Genomic DNA, 22,832 nt, shown 5'->3' with positions numbered 1-22,832 from the left:
CGGTCTCAGGCGTCGACGGGGACGGCGCTGACGGTGCTGTCGATCGTGCACTGTCCGAGCACCCGGGTGCCGACGTAGACCACGGCCGTCTGCCCGGGGGCGACCCCGTGCAGCGGCTCGTCGACGTCGATCACGAGCACGTCGTCCTGCACCCGCGCGGTCGCCGGCACCGGGTCGGCGTGCGCCCGGATCTGCACGTCGCACGCGAACGGCGTCTGCGGGTCGGCCGGTGCGGTGCCGGCCCAGGTGAAGCGGGAGCCCGACATCGACGAGACGGCCAGGGCCTCCTTCGGGCCGACCACGACGGTGTTGTCCTTCGGGCGGATCTCGAGCACGAACCGGGGCTTGCCGTCGGCGGCGGGGCGCCCGAGCGACAGTCCGCGGCGCTGCCCGACCGTGTAGCCGTGCGCGCCGTCGTGCGAACCGACGACGGTGCCGTCGCGCTCGACGACGTCACCGGTCTCGCTGCCGACACGGTCGGCGAGCCAGCCGCGGGTGTCGCCGTCCGGGATGAAGCAGATGTCGTAGGAGTCGGGCTTCTGCGCGACCGTCAGCCCACGCTCGGCGGCCTCGGCCCGGACCTCGTCCTTCGACGGGGTCGCCCCGAGCGGGAACATCGCGTGCTGCAGCTGCTCGGCGGTCAGGACCCCGAGCACGTAGGACTGGTCCTTCGCCCACGCGGCCGATCGGTGGAGTTCGCGGGAGCCGTCCGGGCCGGTGACGATCGAGGCGTAGTGCCCCGTCGCGACGGCGTCGAAGCCCAGGGCCAGCGCCTTCTCGAGCAGCGCCGCGAACTTGATCCGCTCGTTGCACCGCATGCAGGGGTTCGGGGTGCGGCCGGCCTGGTACTCGGCGACGAAGTCGTCGACGACGTCCTCCTTGAACCGGGCCGAGAAGTCCCACACGTAGTAGGGGATGCAGAGGGCGGACGCGGCGCGCTGGGCGTCCATCGAGTCCTCGATCGTGCAGCACCCGCGACTGCCGGTGCGGAGCGTGCCCGGCATCCGGCTCAACGCCAGGTGCACACCGACCACGTCGTGCCCGGCGTCGACCGCCCGGGCAGCAGCCACCGCCGAGTCGACCCCACCGCTCATCGCCGCCAGAACACGCATGCCTCCAGGGTAACCCGCCGACGAACCCGTACCGCTGGCGTACCGTTGTCCCTGCGATGGCCACGACGGGGAACGACTCATTCGACTTCCGGTCCGTCCTGTTGTCCGGGTTCCTGCCCGCGGCACTGTTCGCCATCGGCGAGGGCGCGATCATCCCGATCATCCCGATCGCCGCGGACTCCCTCGGCGCGACCCTGGCGTTCGCGGGCTTCGTCGCGTCGCTCATCCTGGTCGGCGAACTCATCGGCGACGTGCCGTCCGGCATCGTCGTCGCGCGGATCGGCGAGCGGAACGCGATGATCGGCGCCGCCCTGGTGTCGGTCGGAGGCCTCGTCGTCTGCACGACCGCGGCGAACGCGTGGGTGCTCGCCCTCGGGGTGTTCCTGGTCGGTGTCTCGACCGCGGTGTTCGCCCTGGCGCGGCACGCGTACATGACCACCGCGATCCCCGTCCGCATCCGTGCCCGGGCGCTGTCGAGCCTGGGCGGGGTCTTCCGCTTCGGGTACTTCGTCGGGCCGTTCCTCGCCGCCGGTGTGATCCACCTGACCGGCACCACCGCGAGCGCCTTCTGGATCCACGTCGTGTGCTGCCTGGCGGCGGCGACCGTGCTCCTGGTGCTGCGCGACCCGGCGACGGGCGCACGCGGTCTGCGGTTGCCGCCACGGGCCTCCCGGTCGGGGTCGGACGCGACCGGCGTGACGGAGCCGTCCACCGACACCGGAGCGGTCTTCGTCGGCAAGGAGGCGCACGGCCTCTTCCGGACCCTGCGCACGAACCGGGCCGTGCTGCTGCGGCTCGGCAGTGGGGCCGCGCTCATCGGCGCGATGCGTGCCGGGCGCCAGGTGATCCTGCCGCTGTGGGCGGTCAGTGTCGGGCTGAACGACTCGACGGCCGCTCTGATCATCGGCATCGCCGGTGCCGTCGACTTCGCGCTGTTCTACACGAGCGGCCAGATCATGGACCGCTGGGGGCGGTTGGCGAGCGCACTCCCCTGCATGCTCGGGCTGAGCATCAGCTACTTCCTGCTCGCCTGGAGCGGGCACCTCGACGCGCGGGTCGGCTGGTTCGTGGGGATCGCGATGGGGATGTCGCTCGCCAACGGCGTCGGCTCCGGCATCCTCATGACGCTCGGCGCCGACCTCGCCCCGCGCGACGACCCGGCGCCGTTCCTCGGAGCCTGGCGCTTCACCGGCGACTTCGGGTCGGCAGCGGCACCGCTCGTGATCTCCGGGGTGACGGCCGTCGCGACGATCGCGGTGGCCAGCGGCGTGATGGGTGTGCTGGGCCTGATCGGTGCCGGAGTGCTGCTGCGGTACGTGCCGCGGTACCTGCCGCGCCAGCTGCGCTGACGCGCGCGCCGCGCGCTGCGCGCTGCGTGCTGCGTGCTGCGCGGCCGGCGCACGGGGTGCTGCGTGCTGCGCGGCCGGCGCACGGTGCGCGTCCCGCCGCTCCGTGCGAGGTTCCCCGCTCCGCGCGCACCTGCTGCGGCGCACGGAGCGGCCAAACCCGCACCAGGTGACGGCCGGCGCACCGTGCGCACGTGCGCACCACCACTGCCCGGGAGGCCCGGCGCACCCCCGCCACGAACACCGCACCGTGTCGACACGGTCACCCACAACGCCGCTGGCCGCTCCACGCGCACCTGCTGCGGCGCACGAAGCGGCCAAACCCGCAACACGTGACGTCCGGCGCACCGTGCGCACGTGCGCACCACCACCGCCCGGGAGGCCCGGCGCACCCCCGCCACGAACACCGCACGGTGCCGACACGGTCACCCCCACGGCGTTTGGTCGCTCCGTGCGCGCTTGCTGCGCCGCACCGAGCGGGCAGCCCCGCACCAGGTGACGGCCGGCGCACCGTGCGCACGCACCGACGTCCGCCGACGCCGTCCGCCGTCCGCCGACCAGGGACCGCTCGGTAGACTGCCGCTGCTCGCGGGAGTGGTGGAATCGGTAGACACGCAGGATTTAGGTTCCTGTGCCCCAGGCGTGAGGGTTCGAGTCCCTCCTTCCGCACCGACCGTTGCGTGCTCGCGCATCTCATACCACCGAGGGACGTTCCGGTCACGCGCGGACGGTACCCTCGTCGTGCGGGTGACCCTCCCGTCACCGCATCTGCACGACCGGAAGAGACATGCACTCCGTCGCACTCGCCCTGATCCCATGGCTGGATCCGCAGTACATCCTCGACCACTTCGGGGCGGTCGCAGTGCTCGTCGTCTGTGCGATCGTCTTCGCGGAGACCGGTCTGCTGATCGGCTTCATCTTCCCGGGCGACAGCCTGCTCGTCATCACCGGCCTGTTCGCGTTCGACCGCGGCGGCGAGATCGGCGGCATCCCGATCTGGGTCGCTGCCCTGATGATCGGCGCTGCCGCGTTCCTCGGTGGGGAGCTCGGCTACTACATCGGCAAGAAGGCCGGCCCGCCGATCTTCGAGCGCAAGGAGAGCGGTCTGTTCTCCAAGGCGAACGTCGAGCGGACCAATGCGTTCTTCCACCGGTTCGGCCCGCTCGCGGTGATCCTGGCGCGCTTCGTGCCGGTCGTCCGCACCTTCGCGCCGATCGCCGCCGGCGTCGGCCGCATGGACTACAAGAAGTACTCGCTCTACAACGCGATCGGCGCCGTCGTCTGGGGTGTCGGTGTGACGTTCCTCGGGTACTTCATCGGGCACATCCCGTTCGTCGCCCACATCGTGCGCGAGTACATCGACATCATCCTGCTCGCCGCCGTCCTGGTCACCGTCGTGCCGATGGCGCTGACGTACATCCGGAACGCCCGCAAGGCGAAGAAGCGCGAGCACCAGGCCGAGTCGACGGCCGTCGACCCGCAGCTGTAGCGGCACGCCGGACCGGATGCGACAGGCCCACACCGTTCGGTGTGGGCCTGTCGTCGTCGCAGGTGGGCAGTTCAGAGCCCGAAGTGCTCCCGCACGACCGGCGCGATGCCCCGGAACGCCTTGCTGCGGTGCGACAGCGCGTTCTTCTCGTCGCGGGTGAGCTCGGCCGACGACCGGTCGGCGTCGTCCGGCCGGAACACCGGGTCGTAGCCGTGGCCGCCGTCGCCGACCGGCGCGGTCAGCACCTCGCCGTTCCACACCGCCTCGACCACGTGCTCGAACCCGTCGGGCGTGACGAACGCGGCCGCGCACACGAAGGCGGCGGTCCGCTCCACGACGCCGTCGAGGTTCTGCAGCAGCAGCGCGATGTTGTCGGCGTCCGACCGGGTGCCCGCGTACCGCGCCGAGTGGATGCCCGGGGCGCCGTCGAGAACGTCGACCGCGATGCCGGAGTCGTCGGCGAGCGCCGGCAGCCCGGTGTGGGCGACCGCGGCACGCGCCTTGATCAGGGCGTTCGCGGCGTAGGTGTCGCCGTCCTCGACCGGCTCGGGGCCGTCGTAGCCGACCAGCTCGACGCCCTCGCCCAGCGCCGACCCGAGGATCTCGCGCAGTTCCACGACCTTGCCCTGGTTGTGGGTGGCCAGGACGACGGTGCCGGTCACGCCAACCCCAGCACGGTCTTCTGGATCGCCGCGAGCGACTGGTTGCCGGCCAGCCCCAGGTCGAGCAGGACGTTCAGCTCGTCGCGGTCGAAGGGCGCGTGCTCGGCGGTCCCCTGCACCTCGATGAACTTGCCCGACCCGGTCGTGACGATGTTCATGTCGGTGTCGGCGGCGGAGTCCTCGGTGTACGCCAGGTCGAGCATCGGCTCGCCCGTGACGATGCCGACCGAGATCGCCTGCACGCTGTCGGTGAGCGGGGTGGCCTTCTTGCCGATGAAGCCCTTGCCCCGGCCCCACTCGATCGCGTCGACCATGGCCACGTAGGCGCCGGTGATCGACGCCGTGCGGGTGCCGCCGTCGGCCTGCAGCACGTCGCAGTCGATGACCAGGGTGTTCTCGCCGAGGGCCTTCGTGTCGACCACGGCGCGGAGCGAACGCCCGATCAACCGGGAGATCTCGTGGGTGCGGCCGCCGACCTTGCCCTTGATCGACTCGCGCTGCATGCGCTCGTTCGTCGACCGCGGCAGCATCGAGTACTCGGCGGTGACCCAGCCGGTGCCCTTGCCGGCGAGCCAACGGGGCACGCCGTTCGTGAACGAGGCGGTGCAGAGCACCTTGGTGTTGCCGAACGAGATGAGCGCGCTGCCCTCGGCCTGCGTGCTCCACCCCCGCTCGATGGTGACGGGACGGTGTTCCTCGGCCTGGCGGCCGTCGATGCGGGTGGTCATGGTGTCCTTTCGGTCCGGCCTGGAGGCGCGGTGCGGGTCATCGGGGCGGGCGGCGGCTGGCGGCTGGTCGCCGCTCAGGCCCGCCCACGGGGCAGCGTGATGGCGCCGGTCTCGAGGTGGCCGACGCGGACGATCTCGGGGCCGAGGAACCGGCGGGCGAGCCGCAGGAACCCGTCCTCGTCGTCGCCGGTCGACTCGAACGAGTACGTCGGGGCGGTGGTGGAGGTGCGTTCGAGGCCGTGCTCGACGAGCCGCCGGTACACGTCGTTGGCGGTCTCCTCGGCACTCGACACCAGGGTGACGTCCGGGCCCATCACGTACTGGATGGCGGCGGACATCAGCGGGTAGTGGGTGCAGCCGAGCACGAGGGTGTCGACGTCGGCGGCGCGGATCGGGTCGAGGTAGCCGGCGGCGACCTCGCGCAGCTCCGGTGACGAGGTGTCCCCCGCCTCGACGAACTCGACGAACCGCGGGCACGCCGCCAGGGTCAGGCTGACGTCGGAGGCCACGGCGAAGGCGTCCTCGTAGGCGCGCGAGGTGATGGTGCCGACCGTGCCGATGACGCCGATGCGCCCGGTCCGGGTCTGCTTCACGGCGGCGCGGGCGGCGGGCTGGATGACCTCGACCACCGGGATGCCGTACGCCTGCTCGTACCGTTCGCGGGCGTCGCGGAGCACGGCCGACGACGCGGTGTTGCAGGCGATGACGAGGGCCTTGACGCCGAGTTCGACCAGGTCGTCCATGACCTCGAGCGCGTAGCGGCGGACGTCGGCGATGGGCTTCGGGCCGTACGGCGAGTGCACGGTGTCCCCGACGTACCGGATGCTCTCGCGCGGCAGTTGGTCGATGATCGCGCGGGCCACCGTGAGCCCGCCGACCCCGCTGTCGAAGACTCCGATCGGTGCATCCGTCACGGTGACCAGCGTACCGACGCTCGCAGTAGTGTCGGGGAGGTGACCAGCGCGCTCCTGACGGACCAGTACGAACTCACCATGGTCGACGCGGCCCTGAAGGACGGGACCGCCCACCGGCGGTGCGTCTTCGAGGTGTTCGCCCGGCGGCTGCCCGACGGTCGTCGCTACGGCGTCGCGGCCGGCCTCGGCCGGTTCCTGACCGCCCTCGGCGACTTCCGCTTCGGCGACGACGAGATCGGGTTCCTGCGCGACCGCGGGGTCATCGACGAGGGCACCGCAGCCTTCCTCGCCGACTACCGGTTCACCGGGGACGTCCGGGCGTACCGCGAGGGCGAGGTGTACTTCCCCAACTCCCCGATCCTGCAGGTCGAGGGCACGTTCGCCGAGGCCGTCGTGCTCGAGACGCTCGCCCTGTCAGTCTTCAACGCCGACTCCGCCATCGCCTCGGCCGCCGCGCGCATGGTCTCCGCCGCCGACGGGCGTCCGCTCGCCGAGATGGGCTCCCGCCGCACCGGCGAGTGGAACGCCGTCGCCGCAGCACGGGCCGCGTACATCGCCGGGTTCGGCGCGACGAGCAACCTCGAGGCCGGCCGCACCTGGGGCATCCCGACGATGGGCACCGCGGCGCACGCGTTCACCCTGCTGCACGACTCCGAGGAAGAGGCGTTCCGGTCGCAGCTCGACGCCCTCGGCAACGGCACGACGCTGCTCGTCGACACCTACGACATCGAGCAGGCCGTCGAGACCGCCGTCCGGCTGACCGACGGCAAGCTCGGCGGTGTCCGCATCGACAGCGGCGACCTGCCCTCGGTCGTCGCGGCCGTCCGGGCGCAGCTCGACCGGCTCGGCGCGACCGACACGAAGATCACGGTCACGAACGACCTGGACGAGTACACGATCGCGGCCCTCCGTGCGGCCCCGGTCGACTCGTACGGCGTCGGCACCTCGGTGGTCTCCGGCTCGGGGCACCCGGCCGCCGGCATGGTCTTCAAGCTCGTGGCGCACCAGTCCGCCGACGGCGACGACTGGGTCGCCGTGGCGAAGAAGTCGGCGGACAAGGCCTCGATCGGCGGGCGCAAGGAAGCCGGCCGACGCCTGCGCAACGGTGTCGCCACCGCCGAGGTCGTGCTCACCGCCGGACAGGTCGGCCCCGACGAGCGCGCCCTGCTCGTGCCCGTGGTCACCGGCGGCGTGGTCGATCCGGCGTTCCTCGGAGCACAGGGCGTCGAGGCCGCGCGGGCGCACCACAAGCGGGCGAAGGCCGAGCTGCCGGCGGACGCCGCGCGCATCGGTCGCGGCGACCCCGCGATCCCCACCCTGGTGATCTAGCGCGCCGCTGCGCATCGCTTGGTGAGCAGAAATGGTCGGGTCCCCGAAGGTGACCCGACCATTTCTGCTCACGATGCGCAGGCTGCGCCTACTCGGACTTCATCTTCTCGTAGATGGCCTTGCAGTCCGGGCACACCGGGAACTTCTCCGGGTCGCGGCCCGGGATCCACTTCTTGCCGCACAGCGCCTTGACCGGCTTGCCGGACAGGGCGGACTGCAGGATCTTGTCCTTCTTGACGTAGTGCGAGAACCGCTCGTGGTCGCCGGGTTCGATCGCTTCGTCTTCGAGGAGCTTCTCGAGCTCCCGGTCCATCACGTCGAGGCCGCCGCCTGGTTCCGTCATGCTCATGGGTCCAGGGTACGACGGTCTGCGCACGTTGGTCTGCGCACGTTGGTCTGCGCACCTCGCGCTCGTTCCGGAACGCTAGTTGCGCTGCGCCGCGGCCAGCAGGTCCGGGCCGCGCCGGTCGAACAGCCGCCCGCCCGCGAAGATCCCGATGACGAGCACGACCACGCCGACCCCGATGCCCACCGCGAGCGTCAGCATCGACCACGGCTCGGCGCCGCGGACGAAGGCCAGCACCGCGAGCCACGCCGCCGGGACGGTGCAGAGCACGATGCCGATCACCATCATCGACTGCGCGACCGTCGCCGTCACACCCGCGGCCTGTGGCTGCTGGAACGGGTGGTCGCCCGGCCGCACGGTCGGGTAGGGCAGCAGCACGGACACGACGCTCGACAGCCCGAGTCCGGACAGCAGGGCGCTGGCGCTCACGCCGATCAGCAGCGGGAACACCGTCCAGTCGTCGAACAACCAGGCGGACACCGCCGAGCCGGCCACGATCGCCGGCGCACCGACGACGAGCACCGGGACGACACGGCCGAGACGGTCGCTCCACCCGGGCGCCCCGGAGGCGACGTGCAACCACACCGCGGTGTTGTCGTACGAGACGTCGTTGTGCGGCAGGAACCCGGCGATCAGCGCCATGAGCGGCAACGGCACGAGCGCGGTCCAGTGCCACGGCACCCCGGCGACCCCGAGCGGGATGACGACGAGCGGGACGAACAGGATGATGAGGTACGAGGTGCGGTACCGCGGGTCGCGCACCCAGTAGGTCAGGGCGCGGGCGGCGACGGCGGCGACCGGAGTCGAGCCGAGCCGGTCGAACCAGCCGAGCCCCTGGTAGCGCCGGGTCCGGGTGCGACCGTCGACGGTGTCGAGCGCCCGACCGACGAGCGCCCACCACGCCCAGGTGAGCAGGGCGACGACGGCGATCGCGACGAGCAGCTTGAGGAACCCGGTGCCGACGTGGCCGCTGGCGACCTCGGCGGGCACGGCCCAGGCAGCGCCCCACGGCGTCCACCCCGCGACGTCCGCGACGCGTTGCATCTCGGTGCCCTCGGGGTCGAGCCAGTCGACGCGGAGCAGCAGCGAGACCGCCGGGATCGCGAGCACGATGATCACGAGCGCGACGAGCCACCCGGCGTCGCGGGACCGGTGCGGACCGATCAGCCGCGAGCCGACGGTGCAGCACACGCGGACCAGGAGCGCGCAGGTGGCGATCGCGAGCAGGCCGCCGATCACCGCGAGCACACCGGTCCCGGCGTCACGCGCCCAGGCGATCGACTGGGCGACGGCCACGACGACGACCCCGATCACCGGGATACCGATCAGCCCGGCGACGACGAGGCCGATCGCGAGCCCGCGACGGCCGATGCCGAACACCGCGAAGCGCCGCGGGTCGAGCTGGTCGCTCCGTCCGACGACGAGCGGGACGACGGTGAACGCGAACGCGATGAGCGTGCCGACCGGCACGGTGACCGCGCGGGCCGTGTCGGGGTCGGCGGACCGCAGCGCGACCGTCTGCGTCGCGACGAACACGGCGGCGAGGAGCCCGACGAGGCTGCCGAGCACGACGAGCACGGACCGGCGGGCGCTGCCGCGGACCTCGCCCGCGAGCAGGTCGGCCCTCAGCCGGAGAAGCTGTGCAACCATTCCATGCTCTCTGCCACGACGCGGCCGCCCGCGAGTTCGACGAACTTGTCCTCGAGGCTCTTGCGACCGCGCACCTGGGCCATGGTCCCCGAGGCGAGGACCTTGCCGCCGACGATGATGGCGACGGAGTCGCAGGTGCGCTGCACGAGCTCCATGGAGTGGCTGGAGAGCACGACGGTGCCACCACCGCGCGTGTAGCGGCGCAGGATGTCGGTGATGGTCGCGGCGCTCACGGGGTCGACGGACTCGAACGGTTCGTCGAGCACGAGGACCCGCGGCGAGTGGATGAGCGTGGCGGCCAGGGCGATCTTCTTCGCCATGCCCACCGAGTAGTCGGCGACCTGGCGACCGAGCGCCTCGCCGAGCCCGAACGCCTCGGCCAGGTCGGTGCTGCGCTCACGGGCCGTGGCACCGTCGAGACCGCGCAGGGTGGCCGAGTAGTAGAGCAGCTGCGCACCGGTGAGGCGGTCGAACAGCCGCAGGCGGTCCGGCAGCACGCCGAGGCTGCGCTTGGCGGCCGTGGGGTCGGCCCAGACGTCGTGGTCCAGGACCGTCACGGACCCGGCGTCGGGACGCAGCAGACCGGTGATCATCGACAGGGTGGTCGTCTTGCCGGCGCCGTTCGGGCCGACCACGCCGAAGATCGAGCCCTGACGGATCTCGAGGTCGACCTCGTCGACGGCGAGGGTCTGCCCGTACCGCTTGACGAGGCCGTCGGCGGCGAGCACGACGGGCTGCAGCTTCTGCGGGGCCTTGGGCGCGGTGGCCCGGGGAGCACGCTTCTTCGCGGCGGGGCTCGTCGCGGCGTCCGCCTCCGGTGCGTCGGTCTCCGGTGCGCCCTGCGCTGCGTGCGCGGTCGCGTCCGTCGCGGACGTCGCGTCGCTCGCGGTGGGGCCGGGAGGCACGGTGCCGGTCGTGCCGGCGGCCTTCGCCGGTCGCTTGGTGCGTTGCTTCGTGGTGCGCGCCTTGGCGGGTCGGGCGCCGGTGGTCGTCGTCGGGGCCGCTGCCGCGGCACGGGCCGCGGGACCGGGCACTGCGGTACCGGGCGCTGCGTCCGACTGCGGCTCGGTGACCGGATCGGTGTCGGCGGCCGTGGTGTCGGCAGCCGTGGTGTCGTCGGTCATCTCGTCATCAACGGAGGCGTCGCGCGCATCCGGTTCCCCCATGTCGTCGTCGTCGGCGTCGTCCCCCGCCGCGGCGTCCACCCGGTCGGCGGCACGCTCGTCGGCGTCCTGCTCGTCGGTGTCACTCGCTTCGGTCATCCAGGCAGCGTCGGTCGTGGCGTACACGTCCTCGTTCTCTGCTCTGGCGGCCATCGCCCAACCGTACCAACGCTCTCCGGACAGCGGGGAACCGCCCGCTCCAGTGTCACGAAATGAGTACGAAGCGCGGCGGACCTACCCCTTGAGCGGGTGTTTCCGTATCATTCACCAGGGCACGAAGAAGTGTTCACCACTTGGAAACCTGCTCCGGCGGGCTCTCCGACACCGTGCAGCGGCCGCCCTCGTGGCCCGCGGCGTCCGGTTCTCGGCGAACTCGGACGTTCCGCGAGCAGACTCGACGAGGCCCGCCCGTGCCCCAGGGCGCGCGGGCGGACACCAGAAGGGACCAGCATGACCACGCAGATCGTGATCCTCGCAGCGGGGATGGGCAGCCGGCTCGGCCGCAGCCTGCCGAAGCCGCTCACGGAGCTCAGTGACGGCCGCACCATCATGCAGCAGCAGTTCGACAACATCCGCGCCGCGTTCGGTTCGAGCGCCCGCGTGACGATCGTCGTCGGCTACAAGTCGGAGCACATCGTCGAGGCCTTCCCCGACGCGTCCTTCGTCTACAACGAGTCCTACGACTCCACCAACACCTCGAAGAGCCTGCTGCGCGCCCTCAAGGCGACCGGCAAGAGCGGTGTCCTCTGGATGAACGGCGACGTGGTCTTCGACCCGATGGCGCTCGTCCGTGCGGCCGACATGATCGACGAGGACCACTCGTTCGTCAGCGTCAACACCGACAAGGTCTCCGACGAAGAAGTCAAGTACACCGTCGACGCCGAGGGGTTCATCCACAAGCTCTCCAAGCAGGTCGTCGGTGGGCTCGGCGAAGCCGTCGGCATCAACTACGTGTCGGCGAACGACAAGCAGGCCCTCATCCGCCAGCTCGGTCGCGTCGACGACCAGGAGTACTTCGAGGGCGGCATCGAGGCTGCCATCGCCGAGGACGGGCTACGCTGGTCCCCGATCGACATCTCCGACCTGTACGCGGTCGAGATCGACTTCGCCGAGGACCTCGAGCGCGCGAACAACCTGTTCGCCTGAACCTCCGTCAGGACCCCTTCGGCGGTTCCGCCCGAAGGGAAACCGTGACCACAGCGAGCGCGCCGACCGTGCCCGCGGCTGCCGCACCAGCGGCGACCCGGAGCGCCGGTCGGCGCTATCGTCATGCCCTCTGGCTGCTGACCGTCCGCGACCTCCGGGTCCGGTACTCGACGTCGGCGCTCGGGTACGTCTGGTCGATCCTCGACCCGCTCGTGATGTCGGCGATCTACTGGTTCGTCTTCACCCAGGTGTTCCACCGCGGTTCGGTCGGTGAAGACCCGTACATCGTCTTCCTGCTCTCCGCGCTGCTGCCGTGGATGTGGTTCACCGGGGGCGTCTCGGACTCCACGCGGGCGTTCATCAAGGAGTCGAAGCTCATCCGCTCGACGACGATCCCCCGCACCATCTGGGTCGCGCGGATCGACGCGTCGAAGGGCATCGAGTTCCTGCTGAGCCTGCCGGTGCTGGCGGCGTTCGCGATCGCGACGGGCGCGCACCTGCACTGGCAGGTCGTCTTCTTCCCGCTGGCGATCGTGCTGCAGTGCGCGCTGGTGTACGGCCTCGGCCTGATCGTCGCGCCGCTCGTCGTCTTCTTCCGCGACCTCGAGCGGGCGACCAAGCTCGTCCTGCGCTTCCTGTTCTACGCATCGCCGATCATCTACGGCACGCACGCGCTGCCCGACGCCCTGCGCCCCATCGCCGCGGTCAACCCGCTCACCGGCATCTTCGGGATGTACCGCGCCGCGTTCTTCCCGAGCCAGCTCGACTGGCTCGAGGTCGGGGCGTCGGTGGTCATCACGGGCATCGTCCTGGTCATCGGCTTCGCGGTGTTCCGACGCAGCGAGCACCGCGTGCTGAAGGAGCTGTGATGACCGCCACCGACCAGACCCGACGCACCGAGACCGTCGCGCCGGTGATCTCCGTGCGCGACGCCGGCATCTGCTTCAAGCGCAACCGACGGGCGAGCCGCAACTTCAAGGACCTCTTCGCCGGACGCGGCCGCCGCAAGCGTGCCGACGAGTTCTGGGCGCTCCGCAACGTGTCGTTCGACGTCCGTCCGGGCGAGGCGATCGGCGTCGTCGGTCGCAACGGTCAGGGCAAGTCCACGCTCCTGAAGCTCGTGGCGCAGGTGATGCTGCCGGACGAGGGTCGGATCGACGTCGGGGCCGGCGTCGCGCCGCTCATCGAGATCACCGGTGGGTTCGTCGGCGACCTGTCCGTCCGCGACAACGTCTACCTGACCGCCGGCCTGCACGGCATGTCGCGCGCCGAGATCCGTGGCGCCTTCGACGAGATCATCGACTTCGCCGAGATCGCGGACTTCGTCGACACCCCGTACAAGCACCTGTCGAGCGGCATGAAGGTGCGCATCGCGTTCGCGGTGATCTCGCGGCTCGACGAGCCCGTCATCCTGGTGGACGAGGTCCTCGCCGTCGGCGACAAGGCCTTCCGCGAGAAGTGCTACAAGCGGATCGAGGAGCTCCTCGCCGGCGGTCGGACGCTCTTCTTCGTGTCCCACAGCGACAAGGACCTGCGCCGGTTCTGCGACCGCGGTCTGTACCTCGACAAGGGCCGACTGCAGCTCGACGGCACCATCGAGGAAGCGCTGGCGCAGTACTCCGCCGACTACGGCGTCTGACCGGTCGGGTACTCCCCCTCCACAACCAGGGCACCACGGTGCCCCCTCCACAGCGACGGGTTCCCGGGTGCTGCGCCGGGGCCCCACCGTCGGACCCTCCCCCTAACGTTCCCCCCATGCACCACCCAGCACCCGCGTACGCCGTCCCGTTCACCATCGACCGCTCGCAGGCCCCCCGCCGGTACGACCTCGTCAACACCGGGGACGAACCGGTCGACGGCCTGACCCTCACCCACCTCGGCAACGGCTACAGCCCGCCGCTGGCGGTGCACCGGCTCGAACCGGGTCGACGTCTGTCCGTCGCCGTGTTCGGCGCGGATCCGCAGGACACCGGCGTCGTGATCGTCCGCTGGCGCCGTCCGGACCGCTCCGAGTACGTGTGGCGGATGTCACTGGTCGGTCAGGGGCTGCACCCGTGACCGTGTCCGGACAGGGCTCAGCGTTCGCCGCGCTCGGCAGCGACGGTGCGCCAGCGCTCCAGCAGCCACTCGACGGCGGCGTGGAACCGGGCCGTTGCGGCACCGGGCGTGGTGTCGCCGAAGTAGCGCGCCACCCACTGCTGCAGCTTGGCGAGCTCGGCGGCGTCCCCCACGGCGGCGTCGATCCGCGCGAGCACCGACGGCGCGTCGGCCGCGGTCAGCCAGTTGGCGTCGCTCAGGTAGCCGCGTTCGTCCACATCGGCCTCCGGCGACACCGGGCGGGTCACGATCAGGGGCTTCCCGACCGCCAGGCGGTCGTAGATCATCGCGCTGATGTCGGTGATCGCCACGTCTGCGTCGGCCAGCTGCCAGCCGAGCTCGCCGCCCTCGTCGTGGACGTGGTGCGCGGTGGGGTCGGCCGCGTTCGCCGCCGTGATCGCCGCGACGATCCGCTCGTGTGCCGTTCGGTACGCCGGGTCGAGCACGCCGCTCCGCGGGTGCGGTCGGTACACCAGGCGGTGCCGGGGCGACGCGAGCACCTGCTCGGCGATGGTGGTGCCGTGGGACGCGATCGATCCGTACGCCGCGGCTCCGCGGTCGCCCTCCCACGTCGGCGCGTACAGCACGACGGTCCGGTCGTCGGCGGGGTACGGTGCCGCGCCGGCGAAGTGGTCGGCCTGCGGGCGGCCGATCGCGATGGTCCTGGCGTCGAGGTCGTAGTCCCACAGCGCCTCGGCGAGCCGGCCACGCGCGGCGTCCCCGGCGATCAACGCGTAGTCGTACGCCTTGAACTGGTTCGTCGTCATGTACATCTTGTCGCTCTCGCCGTGGTTGACGAAGACGTGCCACATGCGCCCGTACCGCATCATCTGGAAGTTGCGGGCGTTCTGGTTGACGTACAGCACCACCTTCGGCGCCTGGGTCTCGACGAACTGCTCCAGGTCGACGACCTGACGGGCGTACACGGCGGGGACCGGCGACTCGTCGATGAGCGTGGTCATCGTGCCCGGGCTGCGCGCGATGATCGCGACCGGGTGCGTCTTCGCCAGTTCGGCCAGCGGCGCGTACCACTGGCGCACCTGGTACATGTTCACGGGGCCGTCGGCGAAGTAGACCGCGATCTCGATCGTGCCGGGCGCCGGCGCCGCGACCGACGGCAGGCGACGGGCGAGCTCCCGGCGGCTTCGGCGCGAGGCGAGCAAGCGCTGGGCCAGGCGCACGGCGGTCCGCACGTCACTGGTGATCGGCATGGACTGTCTCCCGTTCTGCGGTGGCGGTGGGGTTCGGGGTGGTCAGACGACGGGCGGGCGCCCGGCGAGCGTCATCCGGGCGACGGTCAGCCAGCTCATCGGTCGGGTCGGTCCGCAGTCGGTGGTCCGTCCTTCGCGGATGCCGGCGAACCACGTCGTCAGGCGTCGCGGGTGTCGCCACCAGCGCGCGACCTGGATCGCGGCCCACGAGCCGACGTAGAGCGGTCGGAGCGGTGCCGGCAGGTTCCGTCGGGCCAGCCACACCCGGTTGCGGGCGTTCAGGCGGTAGTACGCGGTGTGCCGCGCCGGGTCGATGGCCGGGTGGTGGGCGACCAGGTCGCCGGCGTACCAAGCACGTCGACCGGCGTCCCACACGCGCCACGCGAGCTCGATGCCCTCGTGCGCGTAGAAGTACTCAGCGCCCCACCCCCCGACGACCCGGTACACGTCCATCGGCAGCACGACGGCGCCCTCCCACACCGAGAACACCGGCGACGAGTGGTCCGGCTCGCCCTTGCGGATGCGCGGGACCCAGCGCCGCGGGTTGGCGGCGCCGGTCGGGTCGACCACGCGGGGCTGGAGCAGTCCGAGCGAGGGGTCGCGTTCGAAGCGGCCGACGGCGTCCTGCAGGAACGTCACCGAGGGGATCGAGGCGTCGTCGTCCAGGAAGAACACGTAGTCCCCGTCGACGACCTCGGCACCGGCGTTGCGGCCGGCCGGGATCCCGAGGTTCTCCGGCAGCGCCAGCGTCCGCACCCCGTCCGGCAGGCCGGTCGGCTCCCAGCCGTTGCCGACGCAGACCACGTCGAGTTCGACGCCCTGCTGCGCGAGCACGCTGTCGAGCCCGCGGCGCAGGTCATCGGGCCGGGTGCCCTGCGACAGGCTCACGACGGCGACGCGGGGTCGCTGCGGGTGCGCGACCGCGTGGCGACGAACGGTGCTCGGGGTCACGGTGCCATCGGTCACCGCGTCGTGGGGCACCGCGTCGTGGGGCACCGCGTCGTCGGGCACCGCGTCGTCGGGCACCGCGTCGTCGGTCACGCCTTGACCCGCTTGGACGCGATGATCGCCAGGAAGTGCCCGACGGTCGCCAGCACGGCCAGCGGCAGCAGCGCGCCGACCAGGATGCGGCTGGCGAGCGGGTCGCCGATCGCCAGTCCGATGAGCGCGAACAGGAACGCGAGCATGCTCAGCTCGACCGAGTGGTACAGGCGGTGGAACGGCAGGAACCTGGCCAGGCGGCGGAGCGACGCGAGCTTCCGGCCGGACGGCGCGGTCGAGGCGTCGCGTCGGTCGACGAGCTTGTCGAGCCCCGCGTTCGCCCGGGCGACGTGCACCATGTCGTTGAGGGCCTTGTTCAGCACGATCACCAGGCCGAGCGCGCAGCCGATCGTGGTCCACATCCAGTCGGCGCCGTGGATCGGCCAGGTGGCGGCTCGGATGCCCAGCGCGACCGGGATCAGTCCCTCGGTCGTGTAGTGCCCGACCTTGTCCAGGAACACTCCGGCGGGCGATCGGGTGCCACGCCACCGTGCGACCTCGCCGTCGCAGCAGTCCACGAGCATCTGCAGCTGTCCGAGCACCAGGGCGAGCGCTGCGCCCCAGATGCCGGGGATGAGCAGGGCCGCGGCGATGCTCCACCCGACCAGGATCATCAGGCCGGTCACCTGGTTGGCGCTGACGCGGGTCTTCAGCAGCACCCAGGTCAGGTACGGCGAGACGTCGCGCAGGTACAGCGACGCCGTCCAGTGCTCGGCGTTGGCGCGGGCGCGGACCTCGTCCGGCTGGGCGACGGCCCGCAGCTCGGCGATCGACGTCGGGCGTGCGGATCCGCGGCCGTGGGTGGCGGGGTCGGTCATGGGGTCACCGTCCGGTGTGGGTGGTCAGCTCGGAGGTACGGGTGAGGAACCCGATGATGAAACCGAGCCCCCATCCCACGTGGATGCAGGGCAGCACCACGAGCAGCCAGAGGAAGGTCGCCACCCCGGACCGGCGCGCGACTGCGACCGACCCGAGGACGACGAAGAGCAGGTACACGGCGGGCACGGCGAACCCGAGGAGCGCCCAGGCGACCGGGCTGCCGAGGGCCGCGCCGACGACACCGACGATGCCGGCGAGGATCCCGACGGCCATGGCGGCGACCATCGCGGGCGGCACGAAGTACCGCAGGCCGTTGTTCGCGGGGAACCGACGGGCGAGCTCGCCTCGCCACAACCCGGTGGCGACGAACTGCCGCACCAGGCGCTTCAGGCTCGGTCGCGGGCGGTAGGTGACGACCAGCTCGGGCGTGAACCACACCGTGCCGCCGGTCTGGCGCAGGCGTCGGTTCAGTTCCCAGTCCTGGCCGCGCTTGATGCCCTCGTCGAACAGGCCGACCTCGAACAGGCGGTCGCGGCGGAAGACGCCGAGGTACGCGGTCTCGGCCGGGCCGGCGGTCCCACCGACGTGGTGCGGGGTGCCGCCGAGTCCGACGCGGCTGCCGTACGCCAACGCGACGGCCCGCTCGAACGGGCTGCGGCCCTCGGCGCGCATGATGCCGCCGACGTTGTCCGCACCGGACTCGAGCAGGGTGCGGACGGCGATGCGCGTGTAGTCCGGGGGCAGCACCGAGTGCGCGTCGACGCGGACCACCACGGGGTGCACCGACGCCGTGATCGCGACGTTCAGTCCGGCCGGCGTGGACCCGACCGGGTTGTCGATCGCCCGGATGCGTGGGTCGGCCGCGCTCATCTCGGCCACGAGTTCGTTCGTGCCGTCGATCGAGGGGCCGAGCGCGAGGATGACCTCGAACACGCCGGTGTAGTCCTGGTCGAGCAGGCTGGCGACCGCAGCGCGGACCTCGGTGACCTCGTTGAGCACGGGCATCACGTACGAGACGCCCGGCAGGGGCTGTCCGTCTGTCTGCATGCGTACCTCGGGGTGCTGGCTGGGTGCACGGGACGCACCGGGGCGGTGCCGCCCCGCAGAGCGACCATGAGCCTATCAAGACCCGAACCCGGAACCTGCGGGGTGCCCGCGACGCGACCCGCAGACGGACGGGAGGCCCGGCGCACGTCGTGCACCGGGCCTCCCGTCCTGTCCGTGGTGGCGTCAGCCCTTGCTGTCGTACGTGCCCAGGGTCACGTCCGCCTGGCGGGACTGCCCGTTCCGGAGGTAGCTGATCGTCGTCGACGCACCGCCCGCGAAGTACCGGACCTGTGCCGTCAGGTCGGTGGCGTCCGAGACGGTCGCCGAACCGATCTTCGTGACGACGTCACCCTTCTGCAGACCGGCCTTCGCCGCCGCACCGCCGGACGAGACCGACTTGATGAGCGCACCCATCTGGGTCGCGCTCGCGTTCTCCGAGGCGTCGCCGACCGTGGCACCGAGCAGGCCGTGCGTGGCCGAGCCCTTGTCCTTGATCTCGTTCGCGACGCGCTTCACCAGGTTCGACGGGATCGAGAAGCCCACGCCGATGCTGCCGGCCGCCGAGTCCGACGACGACGAGCTGCCGGCCGAGGCGATGGCCACGTTGATGCCGATCAGCTTGCCCTTCGCGTCGAGCAGGGCACCACCGGAGTTGCCCGGGTTGATCGACGCGTCGGTCTGGATGACGGGCAACGAGACCGTGGTGTTCGCGGACGAGCTGCTGCCGTTGTCGCCGTTGCCCCAGAAGTCGAACGGGCCGCTGCCGCCGTTGCCGCCCTCGTTCGAGTCGCCGCCCTCGCTGGGAGCGCTCGACGTGACCTGGATGCTGCGGTTCAGGGTCGAGACGATGCCGTCCGTGACCGTGTTCGACAGGCCCAGGGGCGCACCGATCGCGACCGCGGTGTCACCGACGTTGAGCTTCGTGGAGTCGGCGAACTCCATCGGCTTGAGGTCGGTCGCGTCGATCTTGATGACCGCGAGGTCGACCGTCGGGTCGGTGCCGATGAGCTTGCCCTCGTAGATCTTGCCGTCCGAGGTCGTCACGGTGATCGAACCGTTCGAGCTGTCGCCGTCGAGCGTCACCACGTGAGTGTTCGTGACGATGTAGCCGTCCTTGCTCATCACGACGCCCGAACCGGTGCCGGCCTCGTTGCTGGACGACACGTTGATCGTCACGACCGACGGCGTCGCCTGCGCAGCGACCGCGGTGACGACGGTCGCGGAGTCGTAGTCGTTGACCGTGAGGTTGCCGCCCTGCGACGAACCGGACGACGACGTGACGGTGCCGCCCTGCGACGACCCGGCGAGCCACCCGGCGCCGCCGCCGACCAGACCCGCGACGACCAGTCCGGCGATGATCGGCAGGACGAGCTTGCTGCGCCCGGAGCGGGTGGTGGTCGTGGTGGCCGCTGCACCCGCGGTTCCGTCAGCGAAGTAGTGGCCGTTGCGCTGGTTCGCGCCGTCCACGTCGCCGAAGGCGCTCGTGGCGGACTGCGGTGCCTGCGCCGACGCTGTCGCGTACTCCGACGAGGACGCGGGGGCAGCGGCGGAGGCCGGCTGGGCGTACTCGCCGTACCGCGGCTGGCCCGCGGTCGGCTGCTGGCCGTACGGCGGTTGCTGGGCCTGGCCGTACTGGCCCTGCTGGCCGTACTGCGACTGCTGACCGTACTGGGACTGCTGGTTCGGCTGGCTCTGGCCGTACTGGGACTGCTGGCTCTGGCCGTACTGGCCCTGCTGGCCCTGGCCGTACTGCGACTGCTGGCCGTACGGGCTCTGCTGGGCCTGCCCGTACTGCGGCTGCTGGTTCTGCCCGTACTGGCTCTGCTGGGCCTGCCCGTACTGGCTCGTCTGGTCTGCGCCGGGCTGCTGGCCGTACTGGGACGCCTGCCCGTACGGGGAGGTCTGCTGGCCGTACCCGGCCGGCTGCTGGCCGGCATCGCGCTGCTGGTCGCCCGAGAGCGTCGGGTACGGGGCCGTGTAGCGGTCCGTGGGGTGGTCGGTCGCCGACGGGATCACGTCGGTGTGGTCGGCGCTCGTGGCGTCGTCGGACGGAGCCGCGTGCTGCGCGGCGTCGTCGGCCCGCTCGGCGTTCTCGGGCTGCTCGGCGTCGTTGAACTGCTCGGAGTCGTTCGGCATCGACGTGTTCCCCTTCGTGGCCGCTGCGGCGGCGTCCTCACTGGCGGCAGGCGATGCCGCATCGTCCGGACGGCGGTCGTCGCCCTGCCCGTTGGGCGTGGTGTCGGTCATGCTGGACGTGCTCCTTTCAAGCTCGTGCAGTCTGTCGCAACCACCTGAGCGGTGCTTCTGGCGACGCTGGAAGCATCCTCTGCCGATCTTATGCGTGGGCTGTGGGTCCGTCCCCGGATCGCCGTCGGACGGCCAGCTAGGTTGGGGTCCGTTCAGCGCGACACGTCGTCGCCGTCACCGGAGGGAACCACATGCGGCAGGCAGGACCCTGGTTGCGAGCAGCCGAGGGAGCGATGCTCCTGGGACCCGACGGCGTCCCCGCGCCCACCGTCTTCGCCGAGATGAGCGCCCTCGCCGCGAGCACCGGCGCGATCAACCTCGGGCAGGGCTTCCCCGACCAGGACGGCCCCGCCGAGGTGCTCGAAGCCGCGGTCCGCGCCATCCGGGACGGCGTCAACCAGTACCCGCCCGGACGCGGGACGGTCGACCTCCGCACCGCCGTGGCCGAACACCAGCAGCGGTGGTACGGCCTCGAGGTCGATCCTGACCGGCAGGTCCTGGTCACCGCCGGCGCCACCGAAGCCCTCGCCGCGACGCTCCTCGCCCTGGTCGAACCGGGCGACGAGGTCATCACGTTCGAACCGTTCTACGACGCCTACGGTGCGCTCGTCCGGCTCGCGGGCGGCACCCACGTCACCGTGCCCCTCACCGCTCCCGACTTCCTGCCGGACGAGGACACGCTGCGCGCCGCGTTCACCGACCGCACCCGCGTCGTGCTCGTCAACACGCCGCACAATCCGACCGGCCGGGTCCTGCCCGACGAGGTCCTGCGCACGATCGTGGAACTCGCGACGCAGTACGACGCCCTCATCGTCACCGACGAGGTCTACGAGCACCTGACGTTCACCGTCCCGCACACGCCGATCGCGACACTGCCCGGAGCCGCCGAGCGGACGGTCTCGATCTCGAGCGCCGGCAAGACCTTCAGCACCACCGGTTGGAAGATCGGTTGGCTCACCGCTCCCCCGACGCTCGTCGACGCGATCACGACGGTGAAGCAGTACCTGACCTTCGTCAACGGCGCACCGTTCCAGCCGGCCGTCGCCGTCGGACTGCGGTTGCCCGACGCCGTCTTCGCCGGGATCGCCGCCGAACTCGCCGCCAAGCACGAACTGCTCGCCTCGGGGCTCCGGTCAGCGGACTTCGACGTCATGCGGCCGGACGGCGGGTACTTCGTGATCGCCGACACCGCGCCGCTCGGGTACGACGATGCGCGGGCCTTCTGCCTCGAACTGCCCGCCCTGGCCGGGGTCGTCGGCGTGCCGGTGTCGGCCTTCGTCCGGCCGGAGCACGCCGCGGGCTACCGGTCCCTCGTGCGCTTCGCGTTCTGCAAACGGCGTTCCGTTCTCGAGGACGCCGCCGGCCGCCTGGCACAGTTGGCCTCTGGCGCGTAGCGAGACGTTCCGCGCGTGGGAGGACGTTCCGCGCGTGCGAGGACATTCCGCGCGTGAGAGGCCGGACGTTCCTGCTCCCCACGCCCGTTCTGGCACTGCAGGGCGACCGCGATGGGACGGAACGCGCAGGTCAGGGGCGAGCCGCGCCTCCTGGCTGGGCGCGCAGCGCGACGTCGTACCGGCGGAGTGCCAGCGACGGGTTGACCTGCCGGACCGCCTCGGTCACAGCGGTGTCGACGGTCGCGACGAGCGTGCCGGGCGTGGAGCCGGCCGACGCCACGGCGACACCGGAGGGGTCGAGCACCACCGAGGCGCCGATGCCGATCGGGGGCGTCTGGCCGACACCGACGACCCAGACGGTGTTCTCGATCGCCCGCGCGGTGAGCAGGGTCCGCCAGTGGTGCTCCTTGCCGGGGCCGCGCACCCACTCGGCCGGCAGCACGACGACGTCGGCCGCACCGTGCTCGGGCGCTGCCAGCCGCCGGGTGACCTCGGGGAAGCGCAGGTCGTAACAGGTCTCGAGCCCGATCCGGAGGCCTTCGAACTCGAAGACCGGCAGCTGCTCCGGGTCTCCGGACTCGATGCGGTCGGACTCCCGCGACCCGAAGGCGTCGTAGAGGTGCACCTTCCGGTAGGTCGCCGCGAGCTCGCCGGTGGGGAGCACTGCCACCAGGGTGTTGCGGAAGCGCGTGGGGCCTGCCGGGGTCGCTGCGTCGGACGTTGATACGTCGGACGTCGCTGCGTCGGCCGTCGCTGCTTCCGTCGTCTCGGCGTCGGTCGTCTCGGCGATCCCGACGATCAGTGCGACACCGGTGTCGCGGGCGATGTCCTGCAGCCCTGACACGAAGGGGCCGTCGAGCGGCTGCGCTGCGGCGACGAACCGGTCGTCGATGTCGGCGGTGAAGTACGACGAGTACTCCGGCGTGACGAGCAGGGCCGCTCCCCGCGCCGCTGCGTCGGCTGCCGCGGTCCGGACGGTCTCGAGGTTGGCCACCGGGTCGTCCACGGGAGCGAACTGCGCGGCGGCGATCGTGAGGGTGCCCATCCGCCGAGCGTACCGGCGCACTGCGGAGCGTTCCGGCGTGGAGGAG

Annotated in this window: 21 protein-coding genes and 1 tRNA gene; 9 read left to right on the top strand and 13 right to left on the bottom strand. The window is 71.5% G+C overall.

What is annotated here, in order from left to right; genetic code table 11:
* Positions 1-5 precede the first annotated feature (5 nt).
* Positions 6-1,112, bottom strand: coding sequence for a tRNA 2-thiouridine(34) synthase MnmA (gene mnmA / locus ITJ69_RS04190; protein WP_194672068.1), 1,107 nt, complete (start codon positions 1,110-1,112; stop codon positions 6-8).
* Between the two features lie 56 nt (positions 1,113-1,168).
* Between mnmA and ITJ69_RS04185 the strand changes: the two genes are divergently transcribed.
* From ITJ69_RS04185 to ITJ69_RS04175, 3 genes are all read left to right on the top strand, one after another.
* Positions 1,169-2,461: an MFS transporter gene (locus ITJ69_RS04185; protein WP_123294070.1), complete on the top strand. Its 1,293-nt coding sequence runs from the start codon at positions 1,169-1,171 to the stop codon at positions 2,459-2,461.
* Between the two features lie 585 nt (positions 2,462-3,046).
* Positions 3,047-3,127, top strand: a tRNA-Leu gene (locus ITJ69_RS04180).
* A 118-nt stretch (positions 3,128-3,245) separates the two neighbouring features.
* Positions 3,246-3,947: a DedA family protein gene (locus ITJ69_RS04175; protein ID WP_123294071.1), complete on the top strand. Its 702-nt coding sequence runs from the start codon at positions 3,246-3,248 to the stop codon at positions 3,945-3,947.
* A 71-nt stretch (positions 3,948-4,018) separates the two neighbouring features.
* On the opposite strand, the gene rdgB is transcribed toward ITJ69_RS04175, so the two are convergent.
* The 3 genes from rdgB to murI all read right to left on the bottom strand — a co-directional run bounded on the left by rdgB (position 4,019) and on the right by murI (position 6,251).
* Positions 4,019-4,609 carry an RdgB/HAM1 family non-canonical purine NTP pyrophosphatase gene (rdgB, locus tag ITJ69_RS04170; RefSeq protein ID WP_194672067.1) on the bottom strand — a complete coding sequence of 197 codons (591 nt, stop codon included), beginning with the start codon at positions 4,607-4,609 and terminating at the stop codon, positions 4,019-4,021.
* A complete protein-coding gene (gene rph, locus ITJ69_RS04165) occupies positions 4,606-5,337 on the bottom strand; it encodes a ribonuclease PH (RefSeq protein ID WP_111085013.1) in 732 nt (243 codons plus the stop codon). Before rph ends, rdgB begins: the two co-directional genes overlap by 4 nt.
* 74 nt (positions 5,338-5,411) lie before the next feature.
* On the bottom strand, positions 5,412-6,251 hold the full coding sequence (gene murI / locus ITJ69_RS04160) for a glutamate racemase (protein WP_123938935.1): 840 nt from the start codon (positions 6,249-6,251) through the stop codon (positions 5,412-5,414).
* On the opposite strand from murI, the gene ITJ69_RS04155 reads away from it, so the two are divergent.
* Positions 6,243-7,580, top strand: coding sequence for a nicotinate phosphoribosyltransferase (locus tag ITJ69_RS04155; RefSeq protein WP_194672099.1), 1,338 nt, complete (start codon positions 6,243-6,245; stop codon positions 7,578-7,580). The genes murI and ITJ69_RS04155 overlap by 9 nt on opposite strands.
* An 88-nt stretch (positions 7,581-7,668) precedes the next feature.
* Here the strand turns inward: ITJ69_RS04155 and ITJ69_RS04150 are convergent, their stop codons facing one another.
* From ITJ69_RS04150 to ITJ69_RS04140, 3 genes are all read right to left on the bottom strand, one after another.
* Positions 7,669-7,929 carry a DUF3039 domain-containing protein gene (locus ITJ69_RS04150; RefSeq protein ID WP_111033217.1) on the bottom strand — a complete coding sequence of 87 codons (261 nt, stop codon included), beginning with the start codon at positions 7,927-7,929 and terminating at the stop codon, positions 7,669-7,671.
* Positions 7,930-8,004: 75 nt separating this feature from the next.
* Positions 8,005-9,576 (bottom strand): ABC transporter permease, encoded by a 1,572-nt coding sequence (locus ITJ69_RS04145; protein ID WP_194672066.1) that lies wholly within the window; start codon positions 9,574-9,576, stop codon positions 8,005-8,007.
* Complete coding sequence (locus ITJ69_RS04140) at positions 9,552-10,892, bottom strand: ABC transporter ATP-binding protein (RefSeq protein ID WP_228504731.1); 1,341 nt, start codon at positions 10,890-10,892, stop codon at positions 9,552-9,554. Before ITJ69_RS04140 ends, ITJ69_RS04145 begins: the two co-directional genes overlap by 25 nt.
* 297 nt (positions 10,893-11,189) lie before the next feature.
* Between ITJ69_RS04140 and ITJ69_RS04135 the strand changes: the two genes are divergently transcribed.
* The 4 genes from ITJ69_RS04135 to ITJ69_RS04120 all read left to right on the top strand — a co-directional run bounded on the left by ITJ69_RS04135 (position 11,190) and on the right by ITJ69_RS04120 (position 13,943).
* On the top strand, positions 11,190-11,885 hold the full coding sequence (locus tag ITJ69_RS04135) for an NTP transferase domain-containing protein (RefSeq protein WP_111085011.1): 696 nt from the start codon (positions 11,190-11,192) through the stop codon (positions 11,883-11,885).
* A 44-nt stretch (positions 11,886-11,929) separates the two neighbouring features.
* Positions 11,930-12,754 (top strand): ABC transporter permease, encoded by an 825-nt coding sequence (locus ITJ69_RS04130; RefSeq protein WP_395875334.1) that lies wholly within the window; start codon positions 11,930-11,932, stop codon positions 12,752-12,754.
* Positions 12,754-13,524 (top strand): ABC transporter ATP-binding protein, encoded by a 771-nt coding sequence (locus ITJ69_RS04125; RefSeq protein ID WP_123673150.1) that lies wholly within the window; start codon positions 12,754-12,756, stop codon positions 13,522-13,524. Before ITJ69_RS04130 ends, ITJ69_RS04125 begins: the two co-directional genes overlap by 1 nt.
* 116 nt (positions 13,525-13,640) lie before the next feature.
* Complete coding sequence (locus tag ITJ69_RS04120) at positions 13,641-13,943, top strand: hypothetical protein (protein ID WP_111085009.1); 303 nt, start codon at positions 13,641-13,643, stop codon at positions 13,941-13,943.
* Positions 13,944-13,960: 17 nt separating this feature from the next.
* Here the strand turns inward: ITJ69_RS04120 and ITJ69_RS04115 are convergent, their stop codons facing one another.
* From ITJ69_RS04115 to ITJ69_RS20690, 5 genes are all read right to left on the bottom strand, one after another.
* Entirely contained in the window at positions 13,961-15,193 is a 1,233-nt protein-coding gene (locus ITJ69_RS04115) for a CDP-glycerol glycerophosphotransferase family protein (protein ID WP_123938939.1), read from the bottom strand.
* A 42-nt stretch (positions 15,194-15,235) separates the two neighbouring features.
* A complete protein-coding gene (locus ITJ69_RS04110; protein WP_323742968.1) occupies positions 15,236-16,144 on the bottom strand; it encodes a glycosyltransferase family 2 protein in 909 nt (302 codons plus the stop codon).
* Between the two features lie 86 nt (positions 16,145-16,230).
* Complete coding sequence (locus ITJ69_RS04105) at positions 16,231-17,052, bottom strand: CDP-alcohol phosphatidyltransferase family protein (RefSeq protein WP_159571534.1); 822 nt, start codon at positions 17,050-17,052, stop codon at positions 16,231-16,233.
* Positions 17,053-17,056: 4 nt separating this feature from the next.
* Complete coding sequence (locus tag ITJ69_RS04100; protein WP_111085006.1) at positions 17,057-18,100, bottom strand: glycosyltransferase; 1,044 nt, start codon at positions 18,098-18,100, stop codon at positions 17,057-17,059.
* A gap of 183 nt (positions 18,101-18,283) precedes the next feature.
* Entirely contained in the window at positions 18,284-20,347 is a 2,064-nt protein-coding gene (locus ITJ69_RS20690; RefSeq protein WP_267239435.1) for a S1C family serine protease, read from the bottom strand.
* Between the two features lie 191 nt (positions 20,348-20,538).
* On the opposite strand from ITJ69_RS20690, the gene ITJ69_RS04090 reads away from it, so the two are divergent.
* Positions 20,539-21,741 (top strand): aminotransferase class I/II-fold pyridoxal phosphate-dependent enzyme, encoded by a 1,203-nt coding sequence (locus tag ITJ69_RS04090; protein ID WP_194672065.1) that lies wholly within the window; start codon positions 20,539-20,541, stop codon positions 21,739-21,741.
* Positions 21,742-21,871: 130 nt separating this feature from the next.
* Here ITJ69_RS04090 and ITJ69_RS04085 read toward each other — a convergent pair whose 3' ends face one another.
* Positions 21,872-22,786: a carbon-nitrogen hydrolase family protein gene (locus ITJ69_RS04085; RefSeq protein WP_194672064.1), complete on the bottom strand. Its 915-nt coding sequence runs from the start codon at positions 22,784-22,786 to the stop codon at positions 21,872-21,874.
* Between the last annotated feature and the right edge of the window lie 46 nt (positions 22,787-22,832).

This window comes from Curtobacterium sp. VKM Ac-2887, from assembly GCF_015350935.1.
GTDB lineage: Bacteria > Actinomycetota > Actinomycetes > Actinomycetales > Microbacteriaceae > Curtobacterium.
Note: the sequence above shows the minus strand (reverse complement) of the source record. Positions and strands in the feature narration are given on the sequence as shown.